General features: G+C 56.6%; 23 protein-coding genes and 1 pseudogene. 9 read left to right on the forward strand and 15 right to left on the reverse strand.

Annotated features, from left to right (window positions below; translation table 11 throughout):
* The 3 genes and pseudogenes from HMPREF2541_RS04290 to HMPREF2541_RS04300 form a co-directional block, all read right to left on the reverse strand.
* Window positions 1-271 (reverse strand): annotated as a pseudogene (locus tag HMPREF2541_RS04290) (glutathione synthase); the annotation flags it as partial.
* Between the two features lie 35 nt (window positions 272-306).
* The gene (locus HMPREF2541_RS04295; RefSeq protein ID WP_003823338.1) at window positions 307-570 is read right to left on the reverse strand and encodes a hypothetical protein; all 264 of its coding nucleotides are present in this window, start codon (window positions 568-570) and stop codon (window positions 307-309) included.
* 54 nt (window positions 571-624) lie between these two features.
* Window positions 625-843: a PspC domain-containing protein gene (locus HMPREF2541_RS04300; RefSeq protein WP_003823339.1), complete on the reverse strand. Its 219-nt coding sequence runs from the start codon at window positions 841-843 to the stop codon at window positions 625-627.
* 244 nt (window positions 844-1,087) lie between these two features.
* Between HMPREF2541_RS04300 and folE2 the strand changes: the two genes are divergently transcribed.
* A complete protein-coding gene (folE2, locus tag HMPREF2541_RS04305; protein ID WP_070541887.1) occupies window positions 1,088-1,870 on the forward strand; it encodes a GTP cyclohydrolase FolE2 in 783 nt (260 codons plus the stop codon).
* A 130-nt stretch (window positions 1,871-2,000) separates the two neighbouring features.
* Here the strand turns inward: folE2 and hpnC are convergent, their stop codons facing one another.
* From hpnC to HMPREF2541_RS04330, 5 genes are all read right to left on the reverse strand, one after another.
* Complete coding sequence (gene hpnC, locus HMPREF2541_RS04310) at window positions 2,001-2,816, reverse strand: squalene synthase HpnC (protein WP_049258375.1); 816 nt, start codon at window positions 2,814-2,816, stop codon at window positions 2,001-2,003.
* Window positions 2,817-3,015: 199 nt separating this feature from the next.
* Window positions 3,016-4,362, reverse strand: a complete 1,347-nt coding sequence (locus tag HMPREF2541_RS04315) for an aldehyde dehydrogenase family protein (protein WP_070541890.1) — start codon at window positions 4,360-4,362, stop codon at window positions 3,016-3,018.
* 167 nt (window positions 4,363-4,529) lie between these two features.
* The gene (gene acpS / locus HMPREF2541_RS04320) at window positions 4,530-4,910 is read right to left on the reverse strand and encodes a holo-ACP synthase (protein ID WP_049258373.1); all 381 of its coding nucleotides are present in this window, start codon (window positions 4,908-4,910) and stop codon (window positions 4,530-4,532) included.
* Between the two features lie 191 nt (window positions 4,911-5,101).
* Window positions 5,102-5,365 carry a 30S ribosomal protein S20 gene (gene rpsT, locus HMPREF2541_RS04325; protein WP_003823349.1) on the reverse strand — a complete coding sequence of 88 codons (264 nt, stop codon included), beginning with the start codon at window positions 5,363-5,365 and terminating at the stop codon, window positions 5,102-5,104.
* 273 nt (window positions 5,366-5,638) lie between these two features.
* Window positions 5,639-6,712: an AI-2E family transporter gene (locus HMPREF2541_RS04330; protein ID WP_049258372.1), complete on the reverse strand. Its 1,074-nt coding sequence runs from the start codon at window positions 6,710-6,712 to the stop codon at window positions 5,639-5,641.
* Between the two features lie 206 nt (window positions 6,713-6,918).
* Between HMPREF2541_RS04330 and HMPREF2541_RS04335 the strand changes: the two genes are divergently transcribed.
* The 3 genes from HMPREF2541_RS04335 (at window position 6,919) to HMPREF2541_RS04345 (ending at window position 10,541) form a co-directional block, all read left to right on the forward strand.
* Window positions 6,919-7,932: a DUF1853 family protein gene (locus HMPREF2541_RS04335; protein ID WP_070541892.1), complete on the forward strand. Its 1,014-nt coding sequence runs from the start codon at window positions 6,919-6,921 to the stop codon at window positions 7,930-7,932.
* A 229-nt stretch (window positions 7,933-8,161) separates the two neighbouring features.
* The gene (locus HMPREF2541_RS04340; protein ID WP_023886909.1) at window positions 8,162-9,655 is read left to right on the forward strand and encodes a UbiD family decarboxylase; all 1,494 of its coding nucleotides are present in this window, start codon (window positions 8,162-8,164) and stop codon (window positions 9,653-9,655) included.
* A 409-nt stretch (window positions 9,656-10,064) separates the two neighbouring features.
* Entirely contained in the window at window positions 10,065-10,541 is a 477-nt protein-coding gene (locus HMPREF2541_RS04345) for a PNPOx family protein (protein WP_246824970.1), read from the forward strand.
* Between the two features lie 57 nt (window positions 10,542-10,598).
* Here the strand turns inward: HMPREF2541_RS04345 and HMPREF2541_RS04350 are convergent, their stop codons facing one another.
* Both HMPREF2541_RS04350 and HMPREF2541_RS04355 read right to left on the reverse strand, forming a co-directional pair.
* Window positions 10,599-11,501 (reverse strand): LysR family transcriptional regulator, encoded by a 903-nt coding sequence (locus HMPREF2541_RS04350; RefSeq protein WP_070541894.1) that lies wholly within the window; start codon window positions 11,499-11,501, stop codon window positions 10,599-10,601.
* Window positions 11,502-11,621: 120 nt separating this feature from the next.
* The gene (locus HMPREF2541_RS04355) at window positions 11,622-14,102 is read right to left on the reverse strand and encodes a heavy metal translocating P-type ATPase (RefSeq protein WP_083296763.1); all 2,481 of its coding nucleotides are present in this window, start codon (window positions 14,100-14,102) and stop codon (window positions 11,622-11,624) included.
* A gap of 267 nt (window positions 14,103-14,369) precedes the next feature.
* On the opposite strand from HMPREF2541_RS04355, the gene HMPREF2541_RS04360 reads away from it, so the two are divergent.
* Complete coding sequence (locus HMPREF2541_RS04360; protein ID WP_003823368.1) at window positions 14,370-15,791, forward strand: SLC13 family permease; 1,422 nt, start codon at window positions 14,370-14,372, stop codon at window positions 15,789-15,791.
* Window positions 15,792-15,948: 157 nt separating this feature from the next.
* Here HMPREF2541_RS04360 and HMPREF2541_RS04365 read toward each other — a convergent pair whose 3' ends face one another.
* Window positions 15,949-16,461 carry a hypothetical protein gene (locus tag HMPREF2541_RS04365; protein WP_023886915.1) on the reverse strand — a complete coding sequence of 171 codons (513 nt, stop codon included), beginning with the start codon at window positions 16,459-16,461 and terminating at the stop codon, window positions 15,949-15,951.
* A gap of 109 nt (window positions 16,462-16,570) precedes the next feature.
* On the reverse strand, window positions 16,571-18,166 hold the full coding sequence (locus tag HMPREF2541_RS04370; RefSeq protein ID WP_070541897.1) for a peptide chain release factor 3: 1,596 nt from the start codon (window positions 18,164-18,166) through the stop codon (window positions 16,571-16,573).
* Window positions 18,167-18,332: 166 nt separating this feature from the next.
* Between HMPREF2541_RS04370 and xseA the strand changes: the two genes are divergently transcribed.
* The gene (xseA, locus tag HMPREF2541_RS04375; protein ID WP_003823375.1) at window positions 18,333-19,685 is read left to right on the forward strand and encodes an exodeoxyribonuclease VII large subunit; all 1,353 of its coding nucleotides are present in this window, start codon (window positions 18,333-18,335) and stop codon (window positions 19,683-19,685) included.
* 171 nt (window positions 19,686-19,856) lie between these two features.
* On the opposite strand, the gene HMPREF2541_RS04380 is transcribed toward xseA, so the two are convergent.
* On the reverse strand, window positions 19,857-20,060 hold the full coding sequence (locus tag HMPREF2541_RS04380; RefSeq protein WP_023886918.1) for a hypothetical protein: 204 nt from the start codon (window positions 20,058-20,060) through the stop codon (window positions 19,857-19,859).
* Between the two features lie 415 nt (window positions 20,061-20,475).
* Between HMPREF2541_RS04380 and HMPREF2541_RS04385 the strand changes: the two genes are divergently transcribed.
* On the forward strand, window positions 20,476-21,849 hold the full coding sequence (locus HMPREF2541_RS04385) for an L-serine ammonia-lyase (protein WP_070541900.1): 1,374 nt from the start codon (window positions 20,476-20,478) through the stop codon (window positions 21,847-21,849).
* A 271-nt stretch (window positions 21,850-22,120) separates the two neighbouring features.
* Here the strand turns inward: HMPREF2541_RS04385 and HMPREF2541_RS04390 are convergent, their stop codons facing one another.
* Window positions 22,121-23,788, reverse strand: a complete 1,668-nt coding sequence (locus tag HMPREF2541_RS04390) for an ABC1 kinase family protein (protein ID WP_070541903.1) — start codon at window positions 23,786-23,788, stop codon at window positions 22,121-22,123.
* A gap of 166 nt (window positions 23,789-23,954) precedes the next feature.
* Between HMPREF2541_RS04390 and HMPREF2541_RS04395 the strand changes: the two genes are divergently transcribed.
* Window positions 23,955-24,551 carry a C40 family peptidase gene (locus tag HMPREF2541_RS04395; protein ID WP_049258120.1) on the forward strand — a complete coding sequence of 199 codons (597 nt, stop codon included), beginning with the start codon at window positions 23,955-23,957 and terminating at the stop codon, window positions 24,549-24,551.
* An 11-nt stretch (window positions 24,552-24,562) separates the two neighbouring features.
* A complete protein-coding gene (locus tag HMPREF2541_RS04400) occupies window positions 24,563-24,775 on the forward strand; it encodes a hypothetical protein (protein WP_003823382.1) in 213 nt (70 codons plus the stop codon).
* A gap of 62 nt (window positions 24,776-24,837) precedes the next feature.
* On the opposite strand, the gene HMPREF2541_RS04405 is transcribed toward HMPREF2541_RS04400, so the two are convergent.
* Complete coding sequence (locus HMPREF2541_RS04405) at window positions 24,838-25,254, reverse strand: hypothetical protein (protein ID WP_246824971.1); 417 nt, start codon at window positions 25,252-25,254, stop codon at window positions 24,838-24,840.

Below are 25,254 nucleotides of genomic sequence, written 5' to 3' on the forward strand. Positions count from 1 at the left end.
CGGTGCGCATAATCACGGCATCGAACTCAGTTAAGGCAGCCTGCACTTTGCCTTGCGGTTTGAACCATTCGTGGTCGTGGTCGTCTTTTGCGCCAATAAATTGGAAAGGAGCGGCTTGTACCACCACTTGGCCTTTTTGCACGGAGAGTTCGCCGGCCAGGGTGTGGTGCAATTTGTGCCCGCGCTTGGCGGCTTCGCGCATCATGGCGTAGGTGGTGTCTTTGTAGGTTTTGAAGGTGGCCAACGGGTCGGCGATGAAGAGGATGTTCATGGGGTGTCCTTGTGTGGGAATGGGGGCGTGCTGAATTATCTGCGTCCGATGCCGTAGCCATAGGCCAGCGTTCCGTCGGCGCTGCGGCAGACCAACGTGTAGGCATGTCGGTTGTCGGCAGCCTGCACCACGCCCAATGTGCCTTGTTCGGCGGCGCAGTGCCGTACGAATTCTTCGTGGCTGTTTTCGCCTTGGACTAAGGGATAGAAAGCGGCGTTTTGGTGTTCGGCCACCGTGCCGGTGCTTTGGCAGGCGGCAAGCAGCAGGCTTGCGGTTAAAATCAGGGCGGCGTGTTTCATTGAGCTTTCCGTGCGTAGAAGAGGAAAATGGTTGTGCAGGCTACCTGAAACGGGCTAGCGGTAGGAATCGGGCGTGGCATTCGGCATGATAAACCACAGGATGATATAAATCAGAATGCCCGGCACGGCCACACTGGCGCAGGAAATGATGACGAACAGGATGCGCGTCAGCGTGGGCGACCAGCCGAGGTATTCGGCAATGCCGCCCATCACGCCGGCCAGTATGCGGTGTTGGCGGGAACGGTGTAGTTTAGTCAGTTGCGGTTGCGGCATGATAGCTTCCTTATGTGTGGGTGTTTGGGGTTTCTGGCTGCAAAGAGGATGTTCTCGGCAGTATGCAGATAAAGCAATATGATAAACCAAAAGCGCAAGCAACACCCGCCGCTGGGGCGGGCAGCAAAATCGCGGCCATAAATCTGCGCTATAAACTCGCGCCAACAATTGCCCCGCGACGGCGGTAGGGCTATACTTCGACCCCTTAATCCACCGCCACACACACCCGATAAGGAAACCACGGATGAATGCCATTGCCGACGTGCAAAGCAGCCCCGACCAACGCAATATGCCCATCAACCAAGTGGGCATCAAAGACCTGCACTTCCCGCTGCAAATCCAGAGCGCAGAGGGCGTGCAGCAGACCATCGCCCGCATCGGCATGACCGTTGCCCTGCCCGCCTCGCAAAAAGGCACGCATATGTCGCGCTTTGTGGCGCTGATGGAAGAGCGGCAGCACCTGGTGCTCGATTTCACCAGCCTGCACCAGCTTACGCTCGATATGCTGGAGCGGCTCGATGCCCAAGCCGGCCGCATCCATATCAGCTTCCCCTTCTTCCGCAAAAAAGCCGCCCCCGTGAGCGGCATCACCTCGTTTCTCGACTACGCCGTAACCTGGCAGGGCGAAGTGCCGGCCAGCGGAGAATACAGCCACCAAATCAAAGTATTGGCTCCGGTTACCAGCCTCTGCCCCTGCTCCAAGGAAATTTCGCAATACGGCGCGCACAACCAGCGCTCGCACGTTACCGTTACCCTCACCTGCCACAAACAGGAAGTTTCCATTGAAGAAATCATCGATTTGGTGGAAAACAAAGCCTCCTGCCAGCTCTACGGCCTGCTCAAACGCCCCGATGAGAAATATGTTACCGAGCACGCCTACGAAAACCCCAAATTCGTGGAAGACATGGTGCGCGACATCGCTGTGGCGCTGAAAAACGACCCGCGCATCGACCGCTTCAGCGTGGAAAGCGAAAACTTCGAAAGCATCCACAACCATTCGGCCTATGCGCTGATTGAGTATCCTTAAAGTTGACAATATTGCCGCGCAACAAAAAGGCTACCTGAAAGCGAAGCTTCAACGAAGTTAAAACGAGATCACAAGTTTCTGCGAAGCTAAAATTTTCAGGTAGCCTTTTGGCTGGGCTGAATACTGCCACTCACTTCTTGAGCCAAGCCCGTTTCAGCATCAGCCACCAATCTTTCGCGCCGAGTACGGGACGGCGGGTGAAGACGTTGTAGCGGTTTTCCTCCAGCTTGCGCAAAATGCTTTGCCCGCCAAGGATAATCAGGCGCAGCTCGAAGCCGATGCGGCCATGCAAGGTTTTGCCTAGCGGGGAGCCGGCCTTGAGCATTTTGTGGGCGCGTTGGCATTGGTGCGCCATCAGGCGTTGGAAGGCGGCATCGGCGCGGCCTTCGGCAATTTGCGCTTCACTCACGCCGAATTTTTCCAGATCGTCTTGCGGCAGATAAACGCGGCCCTTCTGCCAATCCACTGCCACGTCTTGCCAGAAGTTAATCAGTTGTAGGGCGGTGCAGATGCCGTCGCTTTGGGCAAGGCTGAGCGGGTCGGTGTGGCCGTAGAGGTGCAGCAGCAATCTGCCGATCGGATTAGCGCTGCGGCGGGCGTAATCCACCAGCTCGCCGAAGTGCTGATAGCGGGTTTTCACCACGTCTTGGCTGAAGGCGGAGAGCAGGTGGTAGAAAGGCTCGATCGGAAGATTAAACGGCCGGATGGCTTCGCGCTCGAGCCGCTGCATCAATTCGCTGTGCGGGGTTTGCCCGGCAGCAAGATGATCGAGCTCGGCACGCAGATTATCAAGCTGGCGCAGGCGTTCTTCGTTGGGCAAATCGCCTTCGTCGGCGATGTCGTCGGCAGTACGGGCAAACGCATAGATGGCGTGCACCGGTCGGCGCAGGCGGCGCGGTAAAACCAGCGAGCCGACGGGGAAATTTTCGTAGTGTCCGACTGACATGGTGTATCCTTAATGGGTTTTCAGGTAGCCACAAAGCGGGGAATCTACCTGAAAAATGTGATTTGTGTGTGAACGCCGATTTTATGTTGTGGCGGCTAGTGTTGGGCATAAATACCCGACCTACTGCGCGAAATATATCGCGAAATATATAAGGCTACCTGAAAAACGGTTTCGCATTTTCAGGTAGCCTTCTGCCACTCTATTTCTGCCAATATGCCTTCACGTTTACAAATTCATACAAGCCGAATTCGGAAAGTTCGCGCCCGAAGCCGGAGTCTTTCACGCCGCCGAAGGGCAGGCGCAGGTCGCTGCTGGTGTGGCGGTTGATGAATACGCTACCGGCTTCGATTTGCTGGCCAAGCTCCCAGGCTTTGTCGAGGTTGGCGGAGTAGATGCTGGCGCCGAGCCCGAAGGGGTTGTCGTTGGCCAGGCGCACGGCGTCGGCGGCATCGCAGGCGTGGAAAATGCCCACGGCGGGGCCGAACACTTCTTCGCGGTACATGCGGCAGGCGGGAGTGATGTTGTCGAGCACGGTGGCGGGGTAGAAAGTGGTGTCGGCTTCGTTGGGCAGCTCGCCGCCGAGCAGCAGTTTGGCGCCGTGTTCGAGCGCGTCTTGCACTTGTTCGTGCACTTGCAGCTGCAGGTCTTTGCGGTGCAGCGGGGCGAGGGTGGTGTCGGGATCGAGCGGGCAGCCGGGGGTGAGGCGACGGCAGTGTTCGAGGAAGAGTTGGGTGAATTCTGCGGCGATGCCTTTGGTGAGAATGATGCGTTTACCGGCGTTGCAGGATTGGCCGGCATCGCGGAAACGGGCATAGCAGGCATCGGCGGCGGCTTGGGCGATGTCGGCATCGTCGAGCACGATGAAGGCGTTGCTGCCGCCAAGCTCCATCACGGATTTTTTCAGATGGCTTCCGGCGTAGCCGGCCAGGCGGCGGCCGACGGCGGCAGAGCCGGTAAAGGCCAAGGCATCGGTTTTGGCAATGGCGTATTCCACATCTTCGTGTGCCAACCAAGTGGCTCGCCAGGGCAATTCGCTGCCAACAATATCAAACAAGGCGGCGGTTACACGAGCCACGCTGGGCGCGGGTTTCACCAAACAGGCATTGCCAGAGCACAAGGCGGGCACGGCAAAGCGGATAATCTGCCACACGGGGTAGTTCCACGGCATCACGGCCAGCACCACGCCCAAGGGCTCGAAGCGCACTTGGCTGAGGCTGGCCTGGGTGGCGATGGTTTGATGTTGCAGAAGCTGGGGGGCGAGCTTCACATAATAGCGGATGAGGGAGACGGATTTATCCATCTCGGCTTCGCATTCGCGCAGGCAGCGGCCGACTTCTTCGCAAATCATGCGGGCGAGCTTGGTTTTTTCGGCTTCGAGGCGGTCGGCAAAGGCAGCAAGCATAGCCACCCGCGCCTGCACGCCGGCAGCAGCAAAGCGACGCTGGGCAGTGCGCATTTCGGCCAGGCTTTGGCTGAAGGCGTCCATGCTGTCGGCGGGGCGTTCGTATAGCAAGGTGTTGCTGACGACGTTTCGGCTATAGAACATGGTGTTTCCTTTCTCTATTTGCTTTGGATTAAATGGTTTTAGCGGGCAGCCCGTGCAGCAGGCTACCTGAAAGCGCAGCTTTAACGAAGCTAAAACAAGCCCTGCTGGCTTCTGCGAAACTAAAACTTGATGCGATTGTTTTTATTATTTTTATAAACTGCTTTGCCCTACTCTTTCTCGGCCACGACGAAGGCCACTACCGCGCCGTTGTCGTCGCTCAGGCTCAAATGCACCCGCCCGATACCTTGTTGGCGCAGCCATTCCTGCAAGGGCGGCTCCACCACAAATTCCGGGCGGCCGAGTTTGTCGTGGGCGATGGAAATGTGGTGCAGCGTTACCGGCGAGCGCAAGCCGGTGTGCACGGCTTTGGCAAAGGCTTCTTTGGCGGCAAACCGCTTGGCCAGGAAGTTTGCCTTGTTGCCGACGGAGCGCCACTCCAAAAGTTCGATGCGGCTGAGCAGGCGTTCGGCCAATGCCTGGCCGTATTTGTCGTATAGCTGCTCGATGCGCTCGATACGCAGGATGTCGGTGCCGATGCCATAGATCATTGAGTATTCCTGTTGTGCAAGATAGTGGGCGCATTGTAGCGCATTTTGGCTGCAGCCTTACAGGTGAGGAGGCAGAGGCTGGCTGGGATTGGCATATTTTCAGGTAGCCTCACAGCCGTTCTGCAAATCTTCCGCGCAAAACAAAGCCGCATCTATTTGCAAGATGCGGCAGCGTTTATGCAGCAAGCGGCTTAGGCCATGGCTTTAATTTTGGCAGCCAAGCGGCTTTTGTGGCGGGCGGCTTTGTTTTTGTGGAACACGCCTTTGTCGGCGATGCGGTCCATCACTTTGGTGGCTGCCACGAATTCGGCTTGGGCAGCGGCTTTATCGCCACTTTCCACAACCTTCAAAACTTTCTTCACTGCGGTACGGAAAGCAGTACGCAGGCTGGCATTGTGTGCACGGTTTTTCTGCGACTGGCGGGCGCGTTTGCGTGCCTGGGCGCTATTGGCCATATGAAAAATCTCCTGATAAGTAAAATAAAATCCGTAAGCGCGGCATTTTACTGGCGATGTTGTCTAAATGCAAGCAGCCACGAGCTATTTTCGGCAAACGGCGGGTAAGTAGGGAAAGAACGTTTGCCTGATACAACAAAACCGGAGCGGCTCGGCGCATTTTCCAGCCAGCCTCCAAAGCCAAACCAAAGGCTACCCGAAACTTTAGCTGCACCAAAATTCCGCCGTGCTGCGTTTCAGGTAGCCTTTGCAAACAACGCCTGCCCTGCCCGACTATTTCTCGCGCCGGTAGAACCCGCTATCCATATATGCCGCCACGCCCTCGCGCAGCAACACCAGCGTTACCGCAGCCAAAGGCAGCGCCAGCAGCATGCCCACGAAGCCCAACAGGCTGCCGAAAGCCATCAAGGCGAAAATCACCCAAAACGGCGAAAGCCCGATGCGGTCGCCCACAATCTTCGGCGTGATGAAGAAACTTTCCAGAAACTGCCCCACGGCAAACACTGCCCACACTGTAATCAGCCCCTGCCAAGTGCCAAACTGCAACAGCGCCGCCATTGTGGCCAGCAGCAGGCCGGTGAACGCGCCCAAATACGGCACGAACACCAACAGCCCGGCCACCATACCAATAGCAAAGCCAGATTCCAAGCCTGCCAGCATCAGGCCCAAACCGTAGAGCAAGCCCATAATCAGCATCACAATCAGCTGACCGCGCAAAAATTCGCCCAACACCGTATCCATATTACCGCCGATACGCGTATAGGCCGCCAGATAGCGTCGCGGAATCATGGTGTTAATTCCTTCCCCCCAGCGCGACCAGTCCAGCAAGAAGTAATACAGTAAAAATGGCAGCACCATCAAATTGCCCAAACTGGTTACCAAACTGCCGCCCTGTTCCAACAAGGCCGGCAGCGCCTTGGAAAGCCCCGCCTGAACACTGCCCACATGACTGCTCAGCCATTTCGATACCGATTGGTCGTTTAACACCCAATGCGTGCCCAGCATATGATTAATCCAAGGCAGCGCCTTATTTTGCGCAAACGCCACCAATTCCGGCAGTTTATCCAGCAAACTGCCAAATTGCTGCACCAACATCGGCACCACAATCAGCAGCAACAACACCAGCAGCAGCAGCGCAAACACCATCACCAGCATCGCCGCCGTCGCACGCCGCACCCTGTGTCGGCAAAGCTTTTCCACCAGCGGGTTCAAAATATAAGCCAACACCGCAGCCACCACAAACGGCGAAAGCACATCGCGCATCTGCACAATTAACAGCACCACCGCCAACAACAGCGACACCCCAACCACCCACGGCAGCCAGCCACGCTTTTTCGTTTTATACATACACAGTCTCTTTAATTCATCCGGCACACGCCGCGTCGCGCGCATTATCCGGTGTCAACCCATAAAAAACAAATGATTTCACACACAATCCACAAGCCAAGGCTACCTGAAACCACGCCCTCTTTTCAGGTAGCCTCTTGAGACAACTTGACTGCCCACCCCGCCATCGCTACATTCCCTCCATCCCACTCCATCCCCGCCCAAACATGAACTACGCCCTCGATGCCATCTGGTGGCGACTGAGCCACCCCGCCGTGCGCGACCTCGCCGCCCTACTCACCGCCCCGCCCCTATGGCACAGCGGCTGCGAACTCCCCATCCCCCGCCTGCTCGGCAGCCAAGGCTTCCGCTTCCTGCTCAGCCTCGACGACGCCCCTGCCCCACTGACGCAATGGCTCGAACAAGAAGCCCCTTTCGGCCACCGCCTAGGCCACTACGCCGAAAGCCTGCTCGCCTTCTGGCTTGCCCATGCTCCCCATTGCCAACTCATCGCCCGCAACCACCCCGTCCGCAGCGAAAGCGGCCAAACCCTCGGCGCTGCCGACTTCCTCTGCCTGCTCGACTCCGCCCCCTACCACCTCGAACTTACCTGCAAATACTACGGCGGCACAACACCCGACGACTTCCAAGGCCTCAACCCCGCCGACACCATGCTTAGCAAAGCCACCAAACTGCAACAACAATGCCGCCTCCTCCACCCCCCCCAAGCCCGCGCCCAACTACCCATCCCACTCCAAGGCTACCTGAAAACGAGCAAAGCGAGTTTCTGCGAAGCTAAAACGAGCAAAGCGAGTTTCTGCGGAGCTAAAACGAACGAAGTGAGTTTCTGCGGAGCTAAAACGAGCGCAGCGAGTCCTTGCAAAGTCAATACGTGCAAAACAGATTGCCGCCAACCCCAAAACTTTAGCCAACCCCTCAACACCGCCACCATCATCCGCGGCATCGGCTTCACCCCAAACGGCATCCTCAACGGCTACCCCCTCAACCCCCTCGGCTGGAGCGGCCTCCTCCTCCCGCAATGGGCAGACTACCCCACCCAAGCCGCACAACGCTTCCACCCCCTGCCCCGCCTCGCCTACCTCGCGCCCGCCCGCGTTCCCCTGGGACAAACCATCAACGCTGCCGAGCTCGTTCACCAAGCCCCCAGCCTCATCGCCGTGGTCGAACAGCGCCCCGATGGCATGTGGCACGAAACACAACGCCTGATGTGCCGCGGCTGAATAGCAATACCGAACAACAAAGAGGCTACCTGAAACCATCCAAACAGTTTTCAGGTAGCCTTTCTAAAACAAACCGGCCTAATAATTAAGCTTTCCCCACCCACTCTTTCTCCCCATATCTTTTTGGTATCCCCCATCAAATAAAACGGTATTTTTCTATTGGCTACCCACCGCCTATACTGCAACGGCATTCAAAACTTTCCCCCAACGCAACAGAGAGGTGTAGAAAATGCCGAACCCGCAAAAATCCCCCGTTCACGACCTGCGCTCCGCCCTCGAGCTTTTAAAAACCCTGCCCGGCGAATTGGTGTCCACCGATGTGGAAGTTGATCCGATTGCCGAGCTCTCCGGCGTATACCGCTACGTTGGTGCCGGCGGCACCTGCCAGCGCCCCACCCGTAAAAACGGCCCGGCCATGCTGTTTAACAAAGTAAAAGGCTATCCCGGCATTCAGGTAGCCATCGGCTTGGTTGGCTCGCGCAAACGTGTTGGCCAGTTTCTCAATTGCGCTCCCGAACGCTTGGGCTTCCTGCTCAAAGACTCCGTACAAAATCCCATTCCGCCGGTGCTGCTCGGCGAAGGGCAGCAACCGCAATGTCAGGAAGTGGTGCACCTAGCTAGCGATCCCGATTTCGACCTGCGCACCCTGCTACCCGCACCCACCAATACAGTGGAAGACGCCGGCCCCTATTTCACTATGGGTTTGTGCTACGCCTCCGACCCAGAAACCGGCAAATCCGACATCACCATCCATCGCCTGTGTGTGCAGAGCAAAGACGAGCTTTCCATGTGGCTCACCCCCGGCCGCCACATCGATGCCTTCCGCCAAAAAGCCGAAGCCGCCGGCAAACCGCTGCCGATTTCCATCAGCATCGGCGTGGATCCCGCCATTGAAATCGCCGCCTGCTTCGAGCCGCCCACCACGCCGCTGGGCTTCGACGAACTAAGCATTGCCGGCGCGCTGCGCGGCCACGGAGTGGAAATGGCCAAATGCCTCACCATCAACGAACGCGCCATCGCCCATGCCGAAGTGGTGATTGAAGGCGAACTGCTGCCCGATGTGCGCGTGCGCGAAGATCAAAACAGCAACACCGGCAAGGCCATGCCAGAATTCCCCGGCTACACCGGCGACGCCAAGCCCGCCCTGCCCGTAATCAAAGTGAAAGCGGTTACCCACCGCAAAAACCCGATTCTGCGCACCACCATGGGCCCGGGCGAAGAGCATGTGAACATGGCCGGCATCCCCACCGAAGCCAGCATTCTGGATATGGTTGAGCGCGCCATGCCCGGCCGCCTGCAAAACGTGTTTGCCCACTCTTCCGGTGGCGGAAAACTTTTGGCTGTGATGCAGTTTAAGAAAATCACGCCGGCCGACGAAGGCCGCCAACGCCAAGCCGCCCTGCTCGCCTTCTCCGCCTTCCCCGAATTGAAACACGTGATTCTGGTGGACGAAGACGTGGACATTTTCGATACCGACGATGTTTTGTGGGCTATGCAAACGCGCTACCAGGGCGATAACGACACCATCTTCATCCCCGGCGTGCGCTGCCATCCGCTCGACCCATCACAATCGCCGGCGTTCAGCAACCGTCTGATTCAGGAAGGCACATCGTGTAAAACAATCTTCGATTGCACCGTGCCGCTGCACCTGAAAGAGCACTTCCAGCGCTGCAAGTTTATGGAAGTAGACGTAAAACGCTTCCTGCCTGACTTTGAAGCATAGGCAGAAAGGTTTCAGGTAGCCTCACTCAGCCTTATACGGCCAAGCTGTAGAGGCTACCTGAAAACCTAAGCGCATCCCGCACCATCCACTCTCCTATTTGTGGGCAACCTATATCGCCGCACACTAACCGCCTCCATCAAGGGGCTTAGTTGAACCCGGTTTTTGCAATCCAACGTCAAACTCCTAGCGAAGCAAAACGGCGCGGCAGGCTACCTGAAACCTGCCACGCCGTTTCCGTTGGCGGGCCGAACACATGATTATTCTCAGGTAGCCTCATATACCGCAGCCCTGCCGCCTGATACCATTCGCCGTACTGTAAACAGTTCCGTCTGTTTCCCTGCCTGCACCACCTTTTAGCTTCACAGAAGCTTTGTTTTCAACCAGCCCTGCCTCCCAATTGAGCAACACCATGCCACCCCTGCCCGCCAATATCCACGCCTTCCTCACCGAACACCACGTTGTCAGCCTGGCCGCCTGCCATGAAGGCGAGCTGTGGAGTGCCAGCTGCTTCTACGTACTCGATCCCGTTGACGCCCGCCTCATCGTGCTCACCGGCAAAAACACCCAACACGGCCGCCTGATGCTGCACAACCCACATATTGCCGGCACCATCGCCGGCCAGCCCGCACGCATCCGCGATATCTGCGGCATCCAATTTGCCGCCCGTGCCGAATGCATTGCCACCCTGCCGAACGCCGCGCCGCACTCGATCTCTACGCCCAAGCCCACCCCATCGCCAAAGTTTTTCCCAGCGATATTTGGCAGCTCCAGCTTGATTACATCAAATACACCAGTAACCGCCCCGTCTTCGCCCACAAAACCCATTGGCGGCGCGATGAAGAAAACAGCTAACCCAATCCTCAACCAGCCAAATATTTTCAGGTAGCCTTTCAGCGGATATATCCCCACCAAAAGGCTACCTGAAACTGTTTGAGGCCAATTCTCAGCGGCACTTCGGCGCCACAAACGGGTAGCCGTTGGCCATCACTTCCTCCAGCCCGCGGATTTCCGGCGTTGTCGTCAGCTTCACCAACGCCGGAAAAAACACCTGCGGATCGGGCGACACCCGCACCAATACGCTGTTGCGCAGCTGCGAAGGGCACACTTCCGATTCCGGCAGCAGCGCCGCCGCCTCAATGCCCGACTCAATCCAATCCACAATCACGCTCGGCTGCGACACGTGCATAATCACCTGCGGCGTAGTGCCGCTCTTGTGCAGCTGATCCATCAGCTGCTCAAACGTGCCCACCCCGCTGCTGCGGCGCAGCAGAATCAGCGGCAGCCCGCTTAGCTGTTTCAGCGTCATCGTGTCGGGCACCCCGTCCGGCAGCAGGCTGCGGTGTACTACCGCCGCCATCTGCACCGCCGGCAGCGCAACATAGCGGTAGCGCTCCAAGCGTTTCGGCTGCTGAATAAGCGCAACATCTATCAGCTGATTATTCAACAATGTTTCCAAATGGCTGGAATCCGATACCAGCACATTAATTTCCGTATCGGCATATTGGCTATGGATCGCCATAATCAGCGGCGTGAAGTATTTTTGATACAGATGGGTTAGCCCGATGCGCAACACATGCTGCTGCTGTTGGGCAAAAATCAGCGTATCGCGCTCAATATTGCCAATGCCCACCAAAATCTCCAGCGCCCGCTCATAAAGGAAAAAACCGGTGGGTGTGGGCCGAATGCGCCCGCCGTCGCGAAACAGCAGCGGCGTACCGATTTCCTGCTCCAGCTCCTGCACCCGCTTGCTCAACGGCGGCTGGGAAATATGCAGCATTTCCGCCGCCTTGGTGAAGCTGCCGCATTCCACCACGGTGCAGAAGTATTTCAGCCGTTTAATGTCCATGGCGTTTCTCCTTTATTTTTAGTCATACTGAATTAGCAACCAGGCAAAACAGCGAGCGGCTGATTTACTAAGCATTCTATCCTCGCCACCCTGCCATACCTATTTTCAGGTAGCCTTCCCCTATTTCGCCCGCCGCAGCAGGCGCAGGGCATTGGCGGAAACCAGGAGCGAGCTCAGGCTCATGCCCAGCGCCGCCACCCACGGCGTTACGCAGCCCGCTGCTGCCAGCGGCACCATAATCAGGTTGTAGCCTGCCGCCCACCACAGGTTTTCGCGCACAATCCACGCGGTGCGTTTGGCTTGGGTGGTGAGGTAGGGCAGCGTGCGCATATTGCCGTTGAGCAGCAACACATCCGCCCCTTCGCGCGCCACATCTGCGCCTTCGGCCACGGCCACCGACACATCAGCCTGTGCCAGCACGGGCGCATCGTTGATGCCGTCGCCCACCATCAACACTTTATGCCCTTGCGCCTGCAAATCCTGCACATAGGCCAGCTTGTCTTCCGGCGTGGCTTCGGCGCGCACCGCATCCAGCGGCAAAGCGGCGGCCACAGCATCGGCTGCGGCCTGCCTGTCGCCGCTGAGCAGGTGCAGGCTCAAGCCCTGGCGTTTCCATTCGGCCAGCATGGCCGGCACTTCGGGTTTGGCTTGGTCTTGCAGCAGGAACACGGCGGCAAAGCCGGCCGCGCTGCCCAAATACACCGCGCCGCCCGCATGCTCGGCCTGCAAACTTTCAGGTAGCCTACCCGAGAGTTCGGCCACATAATCCAAACGACCGATGCGCCATTGTTCCAGCCGCCCTTCATGCCAAACCTGCGCGCTGATGCCGTGCCCAGCGCGGTTTAAATAGTTTTCCGCTTCCAATGCCAAATTGGCGGGTGGCAGGTTGGCAATCGCGCGGGCGGCGGGGTGCTCGCTCTGCCGCTCGAGAAGTTGCGCCAGCGCCACGGCCAAATCTTGGCTGATGCCTTCGGCGGTGTGCACGGCGCATACGGCCAACTGGCCGGTGGTAAGCGTGCCGGTTTTATCCAGCACCACGGTGTCGATTCGCGCCAAGGTTTCCAAACTGTGCCCGCGGCTGATGAGCACGCCCTCGCCCGCCAAGTGGCCGGTGGAAGCCGCCAGCGCGGCAGGCGTGGCCAGCGACAAGGCGCACGGGCAGGTGGCCACCAAGAGCGACACGGTAATCCACAGCGCGGTTTGCACATCGGCATACCAAGCCCAGCCGGCAAACACCAGCACGCCCAGCAGCAAGAGCGCGCCCACAAACCAAGCCGCATAGCGGTCGGCCAGCTCCACCATACGCGGTTTTTCCGCCAACGCCCGATCCAGCAGGCGCACAATATGCGACAGCCGCGTTTGGCTGCCCGCCTGCTCCACGCGGATAATCAGCGGGCTGCCGCCATTGAGCGTGCCGGCGGTTACCGCATCGCCCGCCGCTTTCGGCACGGGCAGGCTCTCGCCGCTGAGCATGGCTTCGTTCGCCTCGCTCTCGCCTTCCAGCACCACTCCGTCGGCCGGCAGCACCTCGCCCGGCTTCACCAGCAGCACTTCGCCACCCGACAGCCGCGCCACCACAGCTTCTTCCACCTGCGCCGTATCCGGATAATCCGGCAGCCGGTGGCAAAACGCCGGCACCAGCTTCACCAGCCGCTCGGCCGCATCACCCGCCTTGCGCCGCGCCAGCTGTTCCAAATAGCGCCCGCCCAACAGCAGGAACACAAACATCGACACCGAATCGAAATAAATTCCCTCTTCCCGCCCCTGAAACAGCGCCCAAAGGCTACCTGAAAACGCCGCCGCAATCGAAATCGCCACCGGCGTATCCATGCCCGCGCGGCGGTTTTTCCAATCGCGCCACGCCCCTTTGAAAAAGGGAACTGCCGAATACAGCAACACCGGCAGCGTGAGAATCATGCTCGCCCAATGCAGCATCCACAAAAAACGCGGCTCAATTTCCCCTGCATGCAGATAAGTGGGCACCACATACATCATCACCTGCATCATGGCCAGCCCGGCCACCCATAAGCGCGTGAGCGCCTGCTTTCGCTCCGCTGCTGCCTGCGTCTCCATCCGCTGCGCGTCATAAGGCGAAGCCTCGTAGCCGCTCTGGCGCACCCGCAGCAAAATGTCCGACAGCGCCACCTGCGAGCAGTCCCACGCCACCCGCGCGCGCAGCGTGCTGTAGTTGATTTCCGCACGCAGCACGCCCGAAAGCCGCAGAAGCTGCTGCTCAATCAGCCACACGCAGGCCGCACAAGTTACCCCACCCAGCATCAGCACCGCCTCACGCTCGTTTTCCTCCTTCACTTCCACAAATTCCGCCTGCACGTCCGGCAGGTCGTACAGTTTCAGCTGTTCCAACACTTCCGGCGGCGGCAACACCGCCTGCTCCGCCTCCGCCGTGCGGCGGTGGTAATAGCTGCCCAGCCCGGCGGCAATAATGCTCTGCGCCACCGCCTGGCAGCCCGCGCAACAGGCCGGATGGCGCGCGCCTTCAAATTCAATCGGCAAATCCAAGCCGCGCGGCACGGGCAGGCCGCAGTGGAAACAGGTTTCGGCTTGGGTTTGGGTTTCGGATGGGGATTCGGTGTAACTCATGATGGATGTGTTTAAGTGGCGGGAACGGCGCGGATTATAGGCTACCTGAAAACTCAATGCAGCGGAGTTTCGGTAAAATGAACCTTTCAGGTAGCTTATTCAACAGCCAAGCTGATATACAAATATATAAATAGATTAAAACAAAAGTATCAATAATTGACAGAACCTTTACCAGCTCTTATTCTGCCGCCGTGAGTGAACACACACTCATGGTTGAAACAATAAAAACGTGAAGATAAAGCTTAACCACCTTGATGGAGAGGATTAATGAACTTCCTAGAGAACCCAAGCCAAACCAATTTGCCAGAAAACTTTGAGCTGCAAAGTGCGCAAGTACCGGTAACCAGCTTTCGCGGGCTGATTATCGCCATTATTGCGGCCGTGATATCTGCTATTGCCTACCAAATTCTGCCCTATGGGCATTTTCCCAATGCCGGACTGACTATTTTGCTGTTTGTGGCCATTTTATGGTTTACCGAAGCGGTGCACATCACCGTTACCGCGCTTACGGTGCCACTATTAGCGATTTTCTTCAAAATTCCGGATATGGGCACCAAAGAAGCCTTTGCCGGCTTTTCCGATCCGATTATTTATGTGTTTTTCGGCGGTTTCGCGCTGGCGGCAGCCATGCACGTGCAGCGGCTGGATAGAAAAATCGCCATGCTGGTGATTTCGCTCTCGCGCGGCAATATGCTGGCGGCGGTGATGATGGTGTTTGCCGTTACCACCGGCCTTTCCATGTGGATCAGCAACACCGCCACCGCCGCGATGATGCTGCCGTTGGCCATGGGGCTGATGGGACACGTCGATAAGGAAAAGGACCGCAAAACTTATGTATTCGTGCTGCTGGGCATTGCCTACTGCGCCAGTATCGGCGGTTTGGGCACGCTGGTGGGCTCGCCGCCCAATGCGATTGCCGCCAAAGCGCTCAATTTGGACTTCGCCGGCTGGATGAAGCACGGCCTGCCGATGATGCTGGTGTTGCTGCCGCTGATGCTGTTTTCCCTGTTTGTGGTGTTGAAACCGAACTTTGCCGAAAAAGTGGATTTCCAACAAAAAGAAGACATTCCGTGGACCTTGCACCGCGTGATTACCGTCATCATTTTTGTGATTACTGCACTGTGCTGGATTTTTGGCGGAGAGCTGGGCAAAGCCACCGGCATCAAATCCATCGACAGCTTCATCGCCATGGTGGCGGCTGTGGCCGTGGTGATGTTTGGTGTGGTGAGCTGGCGCGAAGTGGCACGCAACACCGACTGGGGTACGCTGATGCTGTTCGGCGGCGGCATCACCCTTTCCGTATTAATGGAAAAATCCGGTGCTTCTGCCGCCTTGGGTAATGAAGTGGCGGCTTCTTTCGGCCATGCTTCTCCCTTGGTGATTATCTTGGTAGTGGCCGCGTTCATCATCTTCCTCACCGAATTCACCAGCAACACCGCCTCTGCCGCACTATTGGTACCGGTATTTGCCACCATTGCCGCCAAAATGGGCATGAATCAGGAAGTGTTGGTGCTGATTATCGGCATCGGTGCATCTTGTGCCTTTATGTTGCCCGTGGCCACGCCGCCCAATGCGATTGTGTTTGGCTCGGGGCTGATTAAGCAGAAAGAAATGATGCAGGTTGGCTTCCTGCTGAATATCCTATCCATCATCGTGGTATCGGCTTGGGCATACTTCTTCTTGACTTAACAAGAATAAGCCCGGCAGCTACACTGGATTAACAGCTTGCCGGGCTTACTCCTGCTATACCCATCGCATTGAAAGAGGCTACCTGAAAATTTTCAGGTAGCCTCTTCTTGATCAGCAGCTTACTTCTTAGATTGGCAAAGCCAGCATAGTTTTCTCCTTACCGCTCCCAGCTTGCCGGAAATGGTCTTTTCTGCGACACGGGTGCGAACTCAAACACTTTTCTACGTGCATTCCATTGCAGCGGGCGAATGCAGTTGTCGTATTGGGCTCGCACCCTACCACGCGTATTTTGCCCGCAGTATGCCCCACCCACGCCTAAATACAGGCGGCCGTTTATCATCCGCGCCCCTATTGCGCCATTACTAAACACCTCCTTGGCCGAGCCGTCCGGCTGCCCTGCAAACACGGTTACCGGCCAACCACCAGAGCCGCCCAAATCAGCACCGCCGGCGCACACAGTTTCGCCCGAATCATAAACATAATCTGGGTATCCATCACCATTCAAATCAATGGTTTGTATTGCTTTACTATAAGAAAACCGCCCACCCGAGCTACGGCAATTCTGCGCATCTTCATTAATTGCCCGTTGCACCACAACTGGCAATTTAGCGGCAACAAATGAAGTTGTCAGACCCAATACGGCAGCTAAAACCAATTTTTTCATCTTCATAGCTATCTCCAAAAAATAGTTAAACAATACAAGGCAAAGATGCGCAAACCAGCCCACATCCACCGAACATAAAGGCTACCTGAAAATCTTATTTCAGGTAGCCTCTTTATCAACTCAGCTTCGCCGCATGTTCCCTGGTTTCATGGAACACAATATCCGGCCAGCGTTCCTGCGTCAGGTTCAAATTCACGCGGTTAGGCGCGAGGTAGGCGAGGTTGCCGCCTGCGTCCACAGCCAGATTGCCCGCATTGGCTTTTTCAAACTCCGCCAGCTTTTTCTTGTCTTCGCACGATACCCAGCGCGCCGACCAGATGGATGCGCTGTCGAACACGGCTTCTACGCCGTATTCGTTGGCGAGTCGCGAGGTAACGACTTCAAACTGCAACACGCCGACCGCGCCCAAAATCAAATCTGCGCCGCTCATCGGTTTGAAGACTTGAACCGCACCTTCTTCGCCGAGTTGTTGCAAACCTTTTTGCAGTTGCTTGATTTTCAGTGGGTTTTTGATTCGGACGCTGCGGAACAGTTCGGGTGCGAAGAAGGGGATGCCGGTGAATGCCAGTTGTTCGCCTTCGGAGAAGCTGTCGCCGATTTGGATGTTGCCGTGATTCGGGATGCCGATGATGTCGCCCGCGTAGGCTTCTTCCACCAGCTCGCGGTCGTGCGACATAAATGTAACCACGCTGGACGCGGCGATTTCGCGGTTGATGCGCAGGTGTTTCATCTTCATGCCGCGCTCGAATTGACCGGAGCAGACGCGTAAAAAGGCGATGCGGTCGCGGTGTTTCGGATCCATATTGGCTTGGATTTTAAAGATAAATCCGGAAAATTTCGGCTCGTCCGGCTCGACCATGCGCACGGTCGCGTCGCGCGGTTTCGGCGCGGGCGCCCAGTCAATCAATGAATTGAGGATTTCCTGAATGCCGAAGTTGTTAATCGCCGAGCCGAAGAACACGGGCGTGAGCTCGCCGGCGAGAAATTCGTCGAGATTAAATTCGTTAGATGCCGCCTGCACCAATTCGATTTCGTCGCGCAACTGCTGGATTTCCAGCGGAAAGCGTTGTTCCAATTCGGGATTATTGATGCCTTTGATGATGTCGAACTCGTGCGGCAAACGTTCGCCGCCCGCGTCGAAGAGATAGATTTCGTCGTTCAGGATGTGGTACACGCCTTTGAAGTTTTTGCCCATGCCGATGGGCCAAGTAACGGGCGCGCAGCGGATTTTTAAAATATTTTCTACTTCGTCCAGCAATTCCAAAGAGTCGCGCACTTCGCGGTCGTATTTGTTCATGAACGTCACAATCGGCGTATTGCGCAGGCGGCAGACGTTCAAGAGTTTGATGGTTTGCGCTTCCACTCCTTTTGCCGCGTCGATGACCATCAACGCGCTGTCCACGGCGGTCAAAACGCGGTAGGTGTCTTCGGAGAAGTCTTGGTGTCCCGGCGTGTCCAAGAGGTTGACGGTGTGGTCTTTGTAGTCGAACTGCATCACGCTTGATGCCACGGAAATGCCGCGCTGCTTCTCGATTTCCATCCAGTCGGAGGTGGCGAATTTGCCGGTTTTCTTGCCTTTTACCGTACCCGCGCTTTGAATCGCACCTGAAAACAGCAAGAGTTTTTCGGTCAGCGTGGTTTTACCCGCGTCGGGGTGGGAGATGATGGCAAACGTGCGGCGGCGGCGCACTTGGTCTGGAATATTAGACATGGCGGAAAATCCGAATTGAAAATGGCGTATTTTAACATATTGCCGCGTAGGGAAAGGCTACCGGAAAATATGGACAGCAACGAAGTTAAAAATCTATCCGCCCGATTTTTCAGGTAGCCTTCCCCTTGTATAATGCCGCCTTTGTTTATTTTCCCGCCTTCTTGCCATGTCCGACCTATTCGCCCCCGCCGCGCTTTCTGTTTCCGAGCTCAACCATTTGGCCAAAAACCTGCTGGAAGACCAGCTTGCCGGGTTGTGGGTGGGTGGAGAGGTGTCGAATTTGGTGAAGGCGGCGAGCGGGCACTATTATTTTGTTTTAAAAGACCAACGCGCCCAGGTGCGCTGCACTTTGTTTAAGCATGCCGCCCGTTCGCTGGCCGCGCTGCTGCGCGAGGGCGAGGAAGTGGAGGTGTTGGGCAAAATCACGCTGTATGAGGCGCGCGGGGAATTTCAGATTAACGTGCAGGAAGTGCGGCGCAAGGGGCTGGGGCAGCTGTTTGAGGCTTATGAGCGGCTGAAGCAGCGTCTTCAGGCGGAAGGCTTGTTCGATGCAGCACGCAAACGGCCTCTGCCTGCCGCGCCGCAGTGCATCGGCGTGGTCACCAGCCTAGCAGCGGCGGCATTGCGCGATGTGGTCACCACGTTGCGGCGGCGTGCGCCGGATGTGCGCGTGGTGGTATATCCCACAGCGGTGCAGGGCGCGGGCAGCGAGTTTCAGGTAGCCTCGGCTATTGCAGCGGCGGCGGAACACGCGCAGGCGGATGTGCTGATTGTGTGCCGTGGCGGGGGCAGCATTGAGGATTTGTGGGCGTTTAACGAAGAAGCGGCGGTGCGCGCGGTGGCGGCATCGCCGCTTCCGGTGGTAAGCGGGGTGGGGCACGAAACCGATTTCACGCTCACGGATTTCGCCGCCGACGTGCGCGCGCCCACGCCCACCGCCGCCGCCGAGCTGGCCAGCCCGAACCGTGCGGAGCAGCTGGACAAAATGTGCCGCCTGCACAGCCATATGCGCCACACGCTGCAACGGCGCTGCACAGACGCGGCGCAACGGCTTGACTGGCATGCCGCACAGTTGCGCCATCCACGCCAGAAATGGCAGGAACAGCAGACCGGCTTGTTGCGCAGCCGCCAAATGCTGGCTGACCATATGCTGCGCCACCTGCACCGCAAACAGGAGCAGCTGGCCTATTTGGCCGAGCTGTGCCGCCGCAGCCGGCCGCAAGTACAAACCGCTACGCGGCAGCTGCACACACAGGCGGCACAACTCAACCGCCACATGGCCGCGCTCTTGGCGCAAAAACAAGCGCAATGCCAAAAGCAGGCGGGCATTTTGGATGCCCTCTCGCCGCAACACACGCTATCGCGCGGCTATAGCGTGATTACCGACCGTACAGGCAAAGTGGTGCGTGATGCGGGCAGGCTGCACAGCGGGCAGGTGTTGCAGCTGCATTTTGAAACCGGCACAGCCAAGGCGCAGGTGCTGCCGCAGCGTACCGGGCAGCAGGATTTGTTTGATTAGCGCGTACAGAGATTGCTGCAGCAGTTTTTCCTGCGAAACAGCAAGCCCATGCAATTAAAAACATTATCGCTTGAGCTATCGTTTTTCAGGTAGCCTCTCTGCAAAAGGCTACCTGAAAAAGCAAAACGGCTTCCGCAAAGGAAGCCGTTTGTGGTTGTTTGACCGATACGGTTATGCCACGGTAAAACCTTCTGCCGAGAGGGCGGCTTTGAATGCTTCAAGATCGAAGCCATCACCGTGTGTAATCACTACGCGGCCGTCGTCATGATTGGCATTCACCATTCTCACACCCGCAACAGTTTCACCCTTCAGAACCAAGCGGTCTCCATCCGTTTTATTCTTCATACCGGACACTTGAATCAACATTTGTGGCATATTAACCTCTAAATAATGTAGTTGATTAAAAATAAACAGCTCTCCATACTGCACTGTTTTTGTACAATTATGCAGTATGCATCATAAAAAATATTGCCCAAATTCCTTACGCTTCCCACAACATCCTAGCTACATCAAACAGGCAATGTGCGCATTTTGCCTAGGTAGCGGCAACTTGTCCAGCATTATTCAAGGGAAAACTGCATTCGCGCTGCTCGGCACACAGCGGTACACCCTATGCTGCCACAGGCAGATTTGGTAAGATATTGATGGATACGAAAAGTTGAATAACTATAGTGGATTAACTTCAAATCAGTAAGGTATTGGCTCCCCATGCTGTGTATATGTATTATTTGCAGCCGGCCGCCTTGTTCTGATTCTGGTTGGCTCACTATGAATTAAAGGGGTGGAAAAAATGATCAGTATTTTCGACATGTTCAAAATCGGTATCGGTCCGTCCAGTTCGCATACCGTGGGGCCGATGCGTGCCGGTGTGCTGTTCCGCCAACAGCTTATCGAACAGGGACTGCTGGATAAGATTACCCGCTTCAGCGCCCATGTGTACGGCTCGCTCTCATTTACCGGCAAAGGCCACGGCACAGACCATGCCATCATTGGCGGCTTGGCGGGCTACGAGCCGGATACGGTGGACACCACCGCTTTCCCAAAATTCATTGCGCAAGTATTGAGCAGCAAAACCCTCACCGACATTGGCGGCCACGAAACTCCATTCGACTACGAACACGATTTCGTGTTCCATTCTTCATTCCTGCCACTGCACGAAAATGGCATGCGCCTGGAAGCCTATGTCGGCGATGAGTTGGCGATGCAAGAAGTGTTTTACTCCATCGGCGGCGGTTTTGTGGTAACCGAAAAACAGTTTGCCGACAGCGGCAAGCAATCTGCCCCCGTCAACGTGCCCTATCCATACACCAATGCAGATGACCTCATCCGTCAGTGCAACGAACATAATCTCTCCCTCTCCGAATTGATGTTCCGCAACGAATGCGCCCTGCGGCCGGAGCAGGAAGTGCGCGACTATGTGCGTGCCGTGTGGCAGACCATGAGCGATTGCATTCAGCGTGGCCTGCACGCCGAAGGCGTACTGCCGGGTCCCATGCGAATACCACGGCGTGCGCCGCTTTCACGCAAACAGTTTGAAAAAAACGGGCTGAACGATAAAGACCCGATGGCGGCGGTAGACTGGGTAAATATGGTGGCCTTCGCCGTCAACGAAGAAAACGCCGCCGGTGGGCGGGTAGTTACCGCGCCCACCAATGGCGCCTGCGGCATCGTGCCCACTGTATTGGCCTACTACGACCACTTCATTTTCTACGCCGATGAAGAACACATTCTGCGTTATTTAATCACGGCCAGCGCCATCGGCAGCCTGTATAAGATGAACGCTTCCATTTCCGGCGCGGAAGTGGGCTGCCAGGGCGAAGTGGGCGTGGCCTGCTCCATGGCCGCTGCCGGGCTGACCGAGATTCAGGGCAGCACTGTCGAACAAGTATGTATTGCCGCCGAAATCGCCATGGAGCACCATCTTGGCCTCACTTGCGACCCGGTGGGCGGCCAAGTGCAGGTGCCATGCATCGAACGTAACGCCATTTCATCCATCAAGGCCATCAATGCCTCACGCATGGCGCTGCAACGCACCACCGAGCCGGTGGTATCGCTGGACGAGGTCATCAAAACCATGTATGAAACCGGCAAAGATATGAACCCGAAATACCGCGAAACCTCCACCGGCGGCTTGGCCACGCATGTGGTGCATGTGATGTGTTGAGACTTAATGCTGTTTAGTGCCGCAGAGACGAGAAGGCTACCTGAAAATGGTTTTTCAGGTAGCCTTTTGATTGTAGCCATAGCCAAAGCAATTATTTCCTCTACCAAGCGGCGGGCTGCAAACAGTATGAATCACTTGGCAAAGCGAGCCTGCACCATTGGGAATTAAGTGCTTCGGCTATACGATATTAACGGTTGGCCTGCCGCCTATCTTCTCCTAGCTGTCGACACCGTTTGCCATACACTTTTTTACGTGCTTGAAAAGTTTTGTTTTAATGTTTGCCCGAACGCCAGATAGACCAGATAATCCACAGGCTGTTGGCAAAGGCCAAGAGATAGCCGAGGAAGCCAACAAACGACAAGCCAAACAGCTTCGGGCCGATATTGCTGCTGAGTAGGATGGATGAGCCGATAATCAACGCCGCCGTTACCATGCCCATGGTCAGCCGGTTGGCGCTGTATTCCAAGTGCCGGTTCAAACTGTCGAGGCGTTTTAAATCTAGGTTCACGTTTAGCCGGCCGCTTTGCAGATTGCGGTTGAGGCGCAGCAGGTTTTTAGGCAACTCGCCCAGCATCTGCCCCAGCATACGGCTTTGCGTGCGGCTTCGGCGCCAAAGCTGCTGTAGCGAAAGGCGCTGGCGGATGACTTTCTGCACAATCGGTTTAGCGTGCTCCAGCAGTTGGAAGCTGCCGTCCAGCCTTTTCACTACACCTTCGAGAGTGAGTAGGGCTTTGAACAGCATCACCAAGTCGCCCGGCAAGGCCAGCTCGTGCTCGCGCATGATGCGGGTTAAATCGTTGATCACCTGACTCACGCGCAAATCGCGCACAGCGATGTGTTCGTAGTCGAGCAGCATTTCCATCACATCGGCGCCGAGTAGGTCTTCATCGGGAATATCGCCCTGTGCCCAGTTGCTCAGAATATATTGCACGGCAAACGAGTCGCGGTGGATAAGGGCTTCAATCAGCGCATTGATTTCCTGCCGGCGCACCGGATTCAGGTAGCCTGTCATACCGAAGTCGATCAGGCCGATACGCAAATCGGGATAAATAAAGATATTGCCCGGGTGCGGATCAGCATGAAACAGGCCCTGCCCCAGTATCATATCAAGCAGCACGTCGGTGATACGACAGGCCAGAATATGCCGCTCTTCAGCACCCAGCAATTCGATGTTGGTATCTTTCAGCAGGGTGGCAGCCACGTACTCCTGCACCAGCACCTGCCGGTTGCTGTATTCGGGATATACCTTGGGAATATGCACTGCCGGATGGTTGGCATACAATGCGGCAAACCGCTGCAAATGACGCATTTCAGCCAGCAAATCGGTTTCCCTGGCCAGGCTTTTGGCAAAATATTGCACCATCTGCACCGGCTGATAGCGGCGGGTTTCAGGCATTTCCGATTCGGTGAGCTGCGCCAGATGGGTTAGAATGCGCAAATCCGCCCGAATCAGCGGCTCAATATCCGGTCGGCGCACCTTTACCGCCACCTCGCTGCCGTCGAGCAGCACCGCGCGGTGCACCTGCGCGATAGAGGCGCTGCCCAAAGGCTCGCTGTCGATGTGCTGGAACACCTGTTCCGGTGGGCAGCCCAGCTGCTCGGTGAGCAGAGAAAGAATTGCCTCGAAGGGTAAGGGATTCGCGCTGCTTTGTAGATGCTCGAATTCCTCAATCCATTCGGCGTTAAAAATATCAACCCGAGTGGCCAAAATCTGGCCGAGCTTGATAAAGGTTGGCCCCAGCTCCTCAAATGCCAGCCGGAAACGGTGCGCCGTGCTCAACCCACCAGCATCTTCCTGCGCCGGCTTGCCGCCGAGCCAAGAAGCCCGGTTCAGCTTAATCCGGCTGAGAAAGCCGCCCAAACCGTGCCGCGCCAGCGTGGCCACGATTTGACGCAAACGATTGATATCGCCCAAAGCGGGCATGGCAGATCTAACCATACAGCCCCCTTGCGGAACCAGTGTCCGCACAAACAGATACACAGCATAACATACGCGCCCACCAGTGCGCACAAACTGCCCCTATTGCACACTGCCCGGCCAAACACATTGCCGCGCCTTACCACACTATGCTATAACATGGGCAAAACAAGAAAGTTTCAGATTGATGAAGTGGATAAAACAAGCAACCCTCTGCGCCCTGGCCGCCCTTGCTTTCGGCCTCGCTCCCGCCGCATACGCCGCCCCGGAAGGATTGGATAACGACGCACTCGAGCGCCTGATCCGCGAACGCACCAGCCACAGCAACAATGCCCCCGCATCCAGCCGACAGTCTTCATCTTCCGGCAGCCGCTCCTCCTCCGGCAGCCAAGACGAAGCCGGCGACCTCATCATGAACGCCATGAGCCTCATCGGCCTCTCCTACCGCTTCGGTGGCAACTCCCCCACCCAAGGCCTCGATTGCAGCGGCTTCATGCAATATATCTTCAAACGCAGCATGGGCATCACCCTGCCGCGCACTTCCGCCGAGATGGCCACCGTAGGCCAGCAGGTAGACCGTGCCAATCTCAAACCCGGCGACATGGTATTTTTCGGCGGCGGCGGCCGCGTTTCCCACGTCGGTATGTATATCGGTAACGACCGCTTCATCCACGCCCCGCGCACCGGCCGCGACATCGAAATCACCAGCATGAACGGCACCTACTGGAAAAACCGCTACATCACCGCCCGCCGGGTAGACCGCTCCACCCGCTTCACCCGCTAAAGGCCTGCATCATGAATATGCCCACCATGCCCAAATGGCACAGCGACGACGGCAGCATCGTATCGTGTACCGAAAAAGTGAAAGTGATGCAGGAAAACATGCAAGAGCTTTATCAGCTTGCGCAAGACACCTTCGAAGACGCCCTACTGATGGGCTGCAGCGAAAAACAAGTGCGCGAATTCCTGCAAGATTTGGTGCGCAGCGTGCACAACCCGTATAACTGATGCAAGCCGCATCTGCCGATTAATAAAAGGCTACCTGAAAATTTCAGGTAGCCTTTTATTGCTCACGGTTGCAAATAATGCCGTGTCATCTCCTCTAGCTGCTTGTCGTATGCCTTACAGAACTCCGTTTGGCTAGCATCTATCTGTTTGCCAGCCAAGGCTACCTCAAGCGCCTCCTGTGTTACCGCTTCATTAATGAATTCATCATGCAAGGTCAGATGCAGCGCCCTAATTTCCACTTGCAATGTCGGATCGGCCGAGATAGCTGAGCACTCCTGCTGCTTTTCCCGTAATCGGATTACTTCCGGCTGCTCAACATTTTTCCGGCATACTCCGGCACGAAAACCCAACGCACTCATACCCAACAAAAAAGCTCGGCAATCCTGGATAGGTGGTTGAGCCACGGCCAAGGCGGGAAACAGCATGGATAAGGTTAGAGTTTTTCTAAGGGGCTGTACTAGATTAGCCCTAAATTCCAC

The organism is Eikenella sp. HMSC061C02 (genome assembly GCF_001809035.1).
GTDB classification, from domain to species: Bacteria; Pseudomonadota; Gammaproteobacteria; order Burkholderiales; family Neisseriaceae; genus Eikenella; species Eikenella corrodens.